Annotated in this window: 1 protein-coding gene; it reads left to right on the forward strand. The window is 70.1% G+C overall.

Features of this window, described 5'->3' with window-relative positions; genetic code table 11:
- Positions 1-189 (forward strand): hypothetical protein (locus ACQRC0_RS08825; protein WP_427729337.1); only part of this gene is annotated, 189 nt, incomplete at its 5' end.
- Between the last annotated feature and the right edge of the window lie 232 nt (positions 190-421).

Raw genomic sequence — 421 nt, forward strand, 5'->3', positions numbered from 1 at the left:
GGCAAGGCCCTGCGCGTGCTGCGCGACGTCGCGAACGAAAGCGGCTGGGGGCCTGCGGTCACCGCGGTGTCCAGCATCATCGGGACCGGCGGCAGCATGGACCGCGCCACCGCCTCCATACTCGCCGCCTCCGAGGCCAACGGCCGCGGCGTGGTCACCTACGACGAGCCGGTCGACATGGCCGCCTAAGACGACGTGTGTGTTCCGTCAAGTAAAAATCGACAAATACGTCTGTCGAATTTCGACACCCTCATGCTGACCGCCTCCGGGCGGGCCGGCGCCGTCGCGGCCGGCCCGCCCGCTGCCTAGAACGGTATCTCCCAGTCCTCCGGGGGCACCTCCTCCATCCCGCCCCGCTCGCCCGTCATCAGCGGGTGGTCCGGCGTCAGCCCGCAGCCCGGGCACTGGAAGAGCCCGCAAG

It is taken from the genome of Collinsella sp. SGI.033 (assembly GCF_050315135.1).
In the GTDB taxonomy this organism is placed as follows: Bacteria; Actinomycetota; Coriobacteriia; order Coriobacteriales; family Coriobacteriaceae; genus Collinsella.